General features: G+C 36.3%; 6 protein-coding genes. 2 read left to right on the top strand and 4 right to left on the bottom strand.

Annotated elements, in window-relative coordinates; genetic code table 11:
• Positions 1-52: 52 nt before the first annotated feature.
• The 4 genes from ACFWDE_RS03160 to ACFWDE_RS03145 all read right to left on the bottom strand — a co-directional run bounded on the left by ACFWDE_RS03160 (position 53) and on the right by ACFWDE_RS03145 (position 6885).
• Positions 53-1264 (bottom strand): NupC/NupG family nucleoside CNT transporter, encoded by a 1212-nt coding sequence (locus ACFWDE_RS03160; RefSeq protein WP_377889957.1) that lies wholly within the window; start codon positions 1262-1264, stop codon positions 53-55.
• A gap of 363 nt (positions 1265-1627) precedes the next feature.
• On the bottom strand, positions 1628-3379 hold the full coding sequence (locus ACFWDE_RS03155) for a C40 family peptidase (protein WP_377889955.1): 1752 nt from the start codon (positions 3377-3379) through the stop codon (positions 1628-1630).
• Positions 3380-3589: 210 nt separating this feature from the next.
• On the bottom strand, positions 3590-4474 hold the full coding sequence (locus ACFWDE_RS03150) for a D-amino-acid transaminase (RefSeq protein ID WP_080019097.1): 885 nt from the start codon (positions 4472-4474) through the stop codon (positions 3590-3592).
• Between the two features lie 482 nt (positions 4475-4956).
• Positions 4957-6885: an LTA synthase family protein gene (locus tag ACFWDE_RS03145; protein WP_002144821.1), complete on the bottom strand. Its 1929-nt coding sequence runs from the start codon at positions 6883-6885 to the stop codon at positions 4957-4959.
• A 550-nt stretch (positions 6886-7435) separates the two neighbouring features.
• On the opposite strand from ACFWDE_RS03145, the gene ACFWDE_RS03140 reads away from it, so the two are divergent.
• Positions 7436-7801 (top strand): YkvA family protein, encoded by a 366-nt coding sequence (locus ACFWDE_RS03140; protein ID WP_377889952.1) that lies wholly within the window; start codon positions 7436-7438, stop codon positions 7799-7801.
• A gap of 47 nt (positions 7802-7848) precedes the next feature.
• A complete protein-coding gene (locus ACFWDE_RS03135; protein ID WP_377889950.1) occupies positions 7849-8340 on the top strand; it encodes a metal-binding protein in 492 nt (163 codons plus the stop codon).
• The last annotated feature ends 129 nt before the right edge of the window (positions 8341-8469 follow it).

The following is an 8469-nucleotide window of genomic DNA, read 5'->3' as shown; positions in this document are numbered from 1 at the left end:
TGTTTATACTATATAAAAAAGCCTCCTTTTTAAAAAGGAGGCTTTCATGAATTTATAGGAACATCATACCTGCAACTGCTGCGTTTAAGAAGTTCGCTAGTGTACCAGCGATAACTGCTTTGATCCCTAATTGTGCAATTTGTTTACGGCGAGTAGGAGCTAACGTTCCTGTTACACCTAATTGAATTGCGATAGAAGAGAAGTTTGCGAAACCACAGATTGCGAATGTTAAAATTAGATTTGTTTTTTCAGAGAAATCTGCCATGTGTGGTCCTAAGTTTGCATATGCAACGAATTCGTTGATTGCAAGTTTTTGACCGATGAAACTAGCTGCTTGCACGGCTTCGCCCGGTGAAACACCGATTAAGATTGCAAATGGTGATAGTAAGTAACCGAAGATTAAATCAAGGCTAAGTTTAATATCGAACCAAGAACCAACCCATCCTAATAGGCCATTTAATAAAGCGATTAATGCGATGAAAGCCATTAACATTGCTGCTACGTTAATAACAAGTTGTATACCTTCAGATGCACCGCGTGCAGCTGCATCGATAACGTTTGCGTCTTCACGTTCTGTAGAAAGTTCAACGTTATTATCTACTTTTTCTGTTTCTGGCATAATTAGTTTTGCAATTAATAAACTTGATGGAGCTGCCATAATTGCTGCTGCTAATAAATGTTCTAATGGAATGCCCATCGCTGCATAGCCGACAAGAACTGATCCGGCAACAGCTGTCATACCACTTACCATAATAGTGAAGAACTCACTGTTAGTTAAACGTGCTAAGTATGGTTTAATTAAAATTGGTGCTTCTGTTTGTCCTAAAAATACAGTCGTTACTGCATTTAAGCTTTCTGCTTTAGAAGTTCCAAGAAGTTTGCTTAATGCACCACCAATGATACTAACAAATTTCTGCATAATACCTAAGTAATATAAGATTGCTACTAATGAACTAATAAATACGATTGGAAGTAGTGCTTGAATAACGAAAACAAATCCCCAAGGGCCTTTTGCGTTGACTAAATCCCCAGCAACGAACCTAATTCCCTCGTAAGAAAAATTAATTAATCCTTGAACGCCGTCAGCAGCAACCTTTAAGCCTGCTTTTCCAGCATCCCATCGTAATACAATAAATGAAAATGACATTTGTAATGCTAGCGCGATTAAAATTGTGCGCCAATTAATAGCTTTGCGGTTGGAAGATAGTAAGAAAGCAATTGCTAATACTCCAATCACGCCGCCAATTCCCCATAAAAGATTCATGCAGTGTATGCTCCTTCCTCATAGTAAAAAAGTGTATAACACAGTTGTCTATACTTCTGCAAATATAACATCTTAAGTAACTTATCATAATGGACATCAGAGGTCAAACGTCTGTCGAAAAGTTTAAATAAAAAGAAAATTCTTTGAAAAAACACATATAAAATGAATTGACATGAAATAGGTTATGTTTTTTATGGGAATATATTCATTATGATAACGTTATGGGCAATTTTTGTAGAATATAGTGTATGAAATAGGAGAATGAACGCATAATTTTTTCGTGGAGAGAATAAAAGGGTATTCATATATATAGTTATTTAAAAAAGAGCCTTCTAGTAAACTAGAAGGCTCTGAAACTATAACTTAAGGTGCTTTCGTATACCCTAAGAAATGGCTTTTCCAATAAGAGTTGCTTAATGAAGCGATTGCTACACCTTTATCTCCAGATTGGATAAATGATCCCCCGCCAAGGTAGATACCCATGTGAGAAGGACCTGCTTTATAAGTGTCTTTGAAATAAATTAAGTCTCCAGGTTGTGGACTTGAAGTTTGTGGTAAGCTGCTCCAATATCCAGCAACACTTTGACGGCTAATGTTATGACCAAATTTCTTAAATACGTGGTAGATGTAACCACTGCAGTCAACACCGTTAGCAGAAGTACCGCCCCAAACGTATGGTACGCCTTGCATAGATTTCGCGTATGCAAGTAGAGAAGAACTGTCACCGCTATTATTAGTATTATTGTTATTGTTGTTATTATTTTGATTGTTATTTTGGTTTTCGTTAGGCTTATTATCTACTGCGCCGCCAACTGGTGTTTTAGATAGGAAACGTGTTCCGATGTAACCAGTTTGACCGTTGTAGTTAATTTTGCTCCATCCAGAGTTTTCAGAGATTACTTGAACCTTCTGTCCTTGTGGAAGTGCGCCTATGATTCTATAATTTGTACCTTCGCCGCTACGTACATTTAGTGCAGAAGCATTAATGTAGTAGTCGCCAATTGCACCTTGATCAGGTTGTTTTGGCTGATCAGGTTGTTTCGGTTGTTCAGGAGTAGCAGTGCCACCTTTAACGAATTTTACAAATTCGCTACTAACATAGCCTGTTTTTCCTTGGTAGTTTACTTTAAACCATCCGTTTTCAGATCCAACTACGTTTAATGTTGTACCATTTAACACGCCGCCAATTACACTATGGTAAGCAGCAGGGCCTGTACGAACACGTAGAGATGTTGCGTTAACGACGTAAGTACCACCAGTTTGAACAGTTCCATTATTATTTTGCTCTTGGTTGTTACCTTGAGTAACGTTTTCGTTAGAGCCGCCTTTTGTTACGTAGTCTTTGCTTAAGTAAGCTGTTTGTCCTGCGTAATTGATTTTGAACCAATCTTGAACTTCGCCTACAACTTGTACTACTTGTCCTTGTTTAACAGAACCTACAGTTGGATGAGAAGTGCTAGGACCTGTACGAACGCGAAGGGAAGATACATTTACTGTATAGTTTCCGCTTGCTGGTTGAACAGTTGCTTCATTGTTACTATTGTTGTTACTGTTTGTAGAGCCAGTATTTGAAGAAGCACCTGATACAAATTGGCTACTAACATAACCAGTTTGTCCGTTATGGTTGATTTTCACCCAACCATTTTCTTCTCCAATTACGTTTAAAGTTTGTCCTTCATATACACGTCCTGAAACAGAACTAGAAGTGTTAGGAGCTGTACGTACACGTAATACATCAGCAGTAACTTTATTGTTTCCACCTGTACTTACATTGTTATTTGTTTTTGCACCATTTTTTGATACAAATTCGCCACTAACATAGCCTGTTTGACCATTCTGGTTAATTTTGAACCAACCATTTTCTTCTCCAATTACGTTTAATGACTGACCATTATAAACGCGAGAGATGATGTCGTGAGAAGTACTTGATCCTGCACGAACATGTAATACGCTAGTATTCACCGTATAAGATGAACTGTTTGATGCGGAAGCTTGGACAGCTTGTGTAGCAGCTTTTTGTGTATTTTGTTCAGGGGCAGCTTGAACACTATCAAGTGTAGGTGCTGCTCCTCCTGCTACAGACACTGCCGCAAGACCGGCAAGGTATTTTTTCATAATTTGTCGATTCCTTTCTGTCTGTAATGTAGTGAAGAAATATTTACCAACTGTTAAAAATTCTAAAGAGCATGTCGATTACTGTCAAGACTTATGCGGTAATCTGAATATGACAAAAAGATTACAAGAAAAAATCAAGGCATAAATTCATACCTTGATTTCCATTTAAATACATATATTTGTTGTAGAAAGAGAGGAGATTATTCGTATTTAGGAAGATGTGCTGTTGGATTTTAAAAGGCTTTGAGAAAATGACCTTTGTAGTAATTTGGTGATAGGGCCAACTTGACCATCTTGAATCGCAGTTCCATCGAGATGTGTCATCGGCAAAATTTCAATAGTCGTTCCCGTAAAGAAGCATTCATCTGCTTGATAAACATCGCGAACGCTGAAAAGCTCTTCTTGTACAGGAAGTTGAAGAGTGTTAGCTAAAGAAAGGACGTACTGACGAATAATGCCGTTTAAAATAAGGTGATTGGCTGGATGCGTATACAGTGTTCCGTTTTTTATGAGAAAAAAGTTAGAGTGGCTACCTTCAGTTACAATACCATTCCGTACGAGAAGTGCTTCTTTACAACCTTTGCGTTCAGCTTTCGTATAAGCTAATACATTTGGTAATAAATTTAACGATTTAATATCACAGCGGAGCCAGCGTGTATCAGGTTCTGATATAGCACGTACACCGTATTCAATCCATAAAGATGGTCTTTCTTTTTTTGAAATATAAGCATAGATTGTCGGAGATGTGTCATATGAGAATGCATGTGCTCGAGCTTGTACACCACGAGATACTTGTAAGTAAATTGTTCCGTCTTCGTGGAAATTATTGTTTTCAATTAATTTGTAGAGTAAGATGATGAGTTCGGCTTTTGAGAAAGGGAGTGATAATTCTATTTCTTCCATGGATCGATATAATCTTGTTAAATGTGGGTCTAATAAGTGAAAGTTTCCGTTATAAAGGCGAATAACTTCATAGACGCCATCGCCAAATTGTAAACCTCTTTCTTCAAGTTCTATGTACGCGCGATGTTTCGTTGTATCAATAACTGCATCATTCCATAGTACAAATCTTTCGTATGCCAATTTTCGTCCCATCCTTTCGTTAGTACATGAATAAAAAGCACTCTAGTTATTTTTATGTAAGTAATTCTCCGCATATGACGTATATGTATTTGTAAATCATAGAGAAGTAGTGGTGATTTATAGCATTTTGTATATACAAATTCGAAAATGAGAAATAAGAATCCTGCTTTTTGAAAAAAAAAAAGCAACATTCTTATGGAATGCTGCAAAAGGAGGGTAGCTATCTTTCATAGGGACATCGTCTTTAAAGGTTTCATTTATGCAAACAAAACACTTGGAAAGACAATTATAAGAAAGTTGAAAACAAATGATGCGCATATTTCTCTAAGGGATCTTATTGAAGATGAGAGATAAGAAATATGTGGAACCTTGTTTACATATTTTATTATAAAGATGTTTCGTTAATGTGGTGTAAATATTAGGTGAAGGTTATGTAATTTTAAAGTTAATGTATAGAAGAATTTGTAGAGAGGAAAATAAAAAAGAGGCTGAGATTACTCAGCGCTCTTCTTTTCTTCTTTAATAGCCGTTTTTACTTCACCAGTTTTGGTCTTATTGCTTTCAGAGAAGCGAAGTAAGTCGCCTTCAATGATTTTGTCTGACATGTGCAATTCATTTTGTGCACGATCAATAAGTGGTTGAGCTTCCTCTTTCGGTAATTGTACAACTTCACCTGTGTTACGGTCGTAGAATGTACTGTTTGTGTACATGTACTTATCTGTAATGAAGCTACCGTCACGAAGAACAACGAATCCTTTATTGTCTGGTGAGAATACATCATGACCGAATTGGATTTGATTCGAAGAATCTACACCAAGTAGGTTTAGAATTGTTGGTTTAATGTCAATTTCACCAGTTGGTTTTGAAATTGTTTTACCCTCTTTTTGACCTGGAACATGAATAAACATCGGTGTTTTTTGTAAGTTCATATGGTCAAATGTAGTAATTTCTTCTTTTCCTAAGAACTGTGCCATTGCACGGTTATGGTTTTCAGAAATACCATAATGGTCACCGTAGAATACGATAACAGAGTTGTCGTAAATACCTTCAGCTTTTAGACGCTCAATAAAGTGCTTCATTGCTTCGTCTAAGTAGCGAGCTGTTACCATATAGCGGTCAAATACTCCATCACCAGAATTGTACTCGTCGATTAATTTCGTACTGTCATCATAAGTGAAGGGGTAATGGTTTGTTAAAGTAAGGAAGCGAGTATAGAACGGTTGCTTCACTTGTTTTAACATATCGATAGACTGATCGAAGTATTCGATATCTTTTAGTCCCCAGTTTAATTTTGTTTCTGGCGTAATCTTGTAGTCAAGTTCGTTGTAGTAACGATCATAACCAAGTGCCGGATACATAATATTACGGTTCCAGAATGTTGCGTTGTTTGCATGGAATACTGATGTGTGATACCCTTGCTCACGCAAAATTTCTGGAGTTGCTGTATATTCGTTGTTACCGTGTGTGAAGAATACAGCACCACGGTCTAGTGGATATAACGAAGTATCTACTAAGAATTCAGCATCAGATGTTTTACCTTGCCCAGTTTGATGGAAGAAGTTATCGAAGTAATAACTTTCTTTCGCAAATTGGTTTAGGAATGGTGTAACTTCTTGTCCGTTAACTTGCGCACCAATTAAGAATGTTTGTAATGATTCAAGAGAGACAACAATTACGTTTTTCCCTTTTGCAGTACCATACATATTTGGATCTGGTTTACTTTGTGTTGTTTTCACATAGTTTTCTGCTTCTTGTAATTTACTACTATCAGCAAACGCTTTTTGTGAACTTGATTTTGCTTGTAGGCCAAGATCGTATGCTTGGTGTACATATAATCCTAAGTTTTTAACAAGCATAACGCGGTCAAATGAACGTGTTAATAGTTCTGGACGCTCAGCTTCTGCAAATCCTAGGTTTACGCAGAAAATAGCAACTGTTGACACGAAGTATAGGGAACGCATCGGACGTGCTACACGCTCTGTCGGTGCAAAATCTTTCTTCTTTTTCAATAGAACGAAGAATACGATAATATCCGCAAATGCAAGGATGATTTTGAAGTTAAATAATTCTTTCACACTAGAACCTAAGCTCCCAAAATTAGATGTTTGTCCTAGTACTGGTAAAGTAACGAAGTCATTGTAGAATCCGTAGAACATTACGTTACCAACAAGAATGAACGTTAAGATAAAGTTAATTCCTAGTGCTATATAGTTACGTTTTTTCCCTTTTGCAAATAATGCAAGACCCACAAACAGTAATGATGCTGCTAATGGACTAATGAATAAAATGAATTCTTGCATGAAAGATTCAAGTTTTAAATCGAAGCTAGTGCGTGTAATGATGTAGGTTTTTAGCCATACGGCCAAAGCTACGAATAAAGTGAAACGCACATTTTGAAATTGTGATTTCATGGTTTCTTTCATTCATTTCCACCCTTTCTCTATCAGGCTTGGTCGATTTTGGAGCGAAAAATGCTAAAATAAAAAATACATAGTTTTCTTGTCCATAATTAGAGTTTCTATATTCACCCATATACGACTTTAACTATGCATACCCTTTTTGGTTTCTTGTGCTGCTCATAAGCATAACGTCATTTCTGTATTATACAACAAAATTCATTTCTGAGAAACACTATAACATTTTACATTTTTTGTATGTGATTTGTCACTACCAGAGAAAACTTTAACATTCGTTTATATGCTCGTCAACTAGAAAATATAACAAAAATAGAAAAGAATGTTAAGGGGAATTGAAAGTTTTTTGGTTGAGAAATATGGAATAGAAATCTTTAAGTGGTTGTCTAGAAAACTATTATATGAAGGAAAATACGAAAAAATTAACGAACACTTGTTCTTTTCGGTTTTGTTTGTTACAATGAAATTTCATTGATAGATTATGTGTAATTTTGATGAACTTTTACTGATAACATAACATATTGTAGCTTATTTCTTTTGAAAATAGGGAGGCTTTTGAATGAAACAAAAATTTTCAGTTGAAGCGTTTTGGAAGAAAATAAAACATGTTGCGAAGCAGGCAGGGCAGTCGGTAATCTATGCGAGTTTATTGTTGTTTTACGTTTTGCAAAGACCGGATGTTCCAAAACGAGTGAAAATTATTGTCATCGGAGCACTTGCTTATTTCATTGCACCGATTGATGCAATCCCAGATTTCATTGCTGGAGTTGGTTATACGGATGATTTAGGTGCGTTAATGGCCGCACTATTACAAGCATCGATATACGTAAATGAAGAAGTGAAAGATAAGGCACGAGTGAAGTTGGCAGAGTGGTTTGTTTCGGATATAGACACATCATTTATCGATCAAAAATTAGATCAATAGGTGAGACCTGTCGGATGACAGGGCGAACGTAAGCGAGGAAGTGCATTATGCCATCAGGAAGAACGCATACGAAAATAAACTTAATATCCCTTCCGGTTGTTTTGTTTATGCTCTTTTCGTATGGATTAACAAATTTTGATTTTTTATTAACTTTTGCAATCGGCTTTTTAGTAGGTACTTCATTTTTAACACCGGATTTAGATACGTACAGTAATGCGTATAATAAATGGGGATTCCTGCGCATTTTTTGGTATCCATATAGGAGCGTAATGCCTCATCGTTCCTTCTTCACACATACGATTATAATTGGTGATATTATTCGTATCGCATACATGTTAATCGTGTTTTCTCCGTTTTTATTCCTATTAAATGTAATTGCATTGGACGGAAATTTAATAGAAATTGCGAAGGAATACGAGGTTGAAATTGTAACGTTTGTAATGGGAATTGTTGTGGCGAGTACGCTCCACATTATAGCGGATAAAGTGAATACGCGCCGAAAGAAAATGATGAGAAAAAAGAAGAAACGCAGAAGATAAAAAAACCGTCCCAAAAGGTATTTTGGGACGGTTTTTTTCTTATTAATAGGTAGGTTACTCTTGTCGAATCGCCGATAAAATTTCATTTACGATCATGCGACAGTTTAGTTTTAATCAAACGTTTGTTTA

This window comes from Bacillus sp. NPDC060175 (assembly GCF_042728695.1).
GTDB lineage: Bacteria > Bacillota > Bacilli > Bacillales > Bacillaceae_G > Bacillus_A.
This window is presented reverse-complemented; position numbering and strand designations above follow the sequence as displayed.

Bases quoted from the DNA above. Each gene is read 5' to 3' on its own strand.
- ACFWDE_RS03160 (WP_377889957.1), bottom strand. From the start codon at position 1,264: ATGAATCTTTTATGGGGAATTGGCGGCGTGATTGGAGTATTAGCAATT.
- ACFWDE_RS03155 (WP_377889955.1), bottom strand. From the start codon at position 3,379: ATGAAAAAATACCTTGCCGGTCTTGCGGCAGTGTCTGTAGCAGGAGGA.
- ACFWDE_RS03135 (WP_377889950.1), top strand. From the start codon at position 7,849: ATGCCATCAGGAAGAACGCATACGAAAATAAACTTAATATCCCTTCCG.
- ACFWDE_RS03150 (WP_080019097.1), bottom strand. From the start codon at position 4,474: ATGGGACGAAAATTGGCATACGAAAGATTTGTACTATGGAATGATGCA.
- ACFWDE_RS03145 (WP_002144821.1), bottom strand. From the start codon at position 6,885: ATGAAAGAAACCATGAAATCACAATTTCAAAATGTGCGTTTCACTTTA.
- ACFWDE_RS03140 (WP_377889952.1), top strand. From the start codon at position 7,436: ATGAAACAAAAATTTTCAGTTGAAGCGTTTTGGAAGAAAATAAAACAT.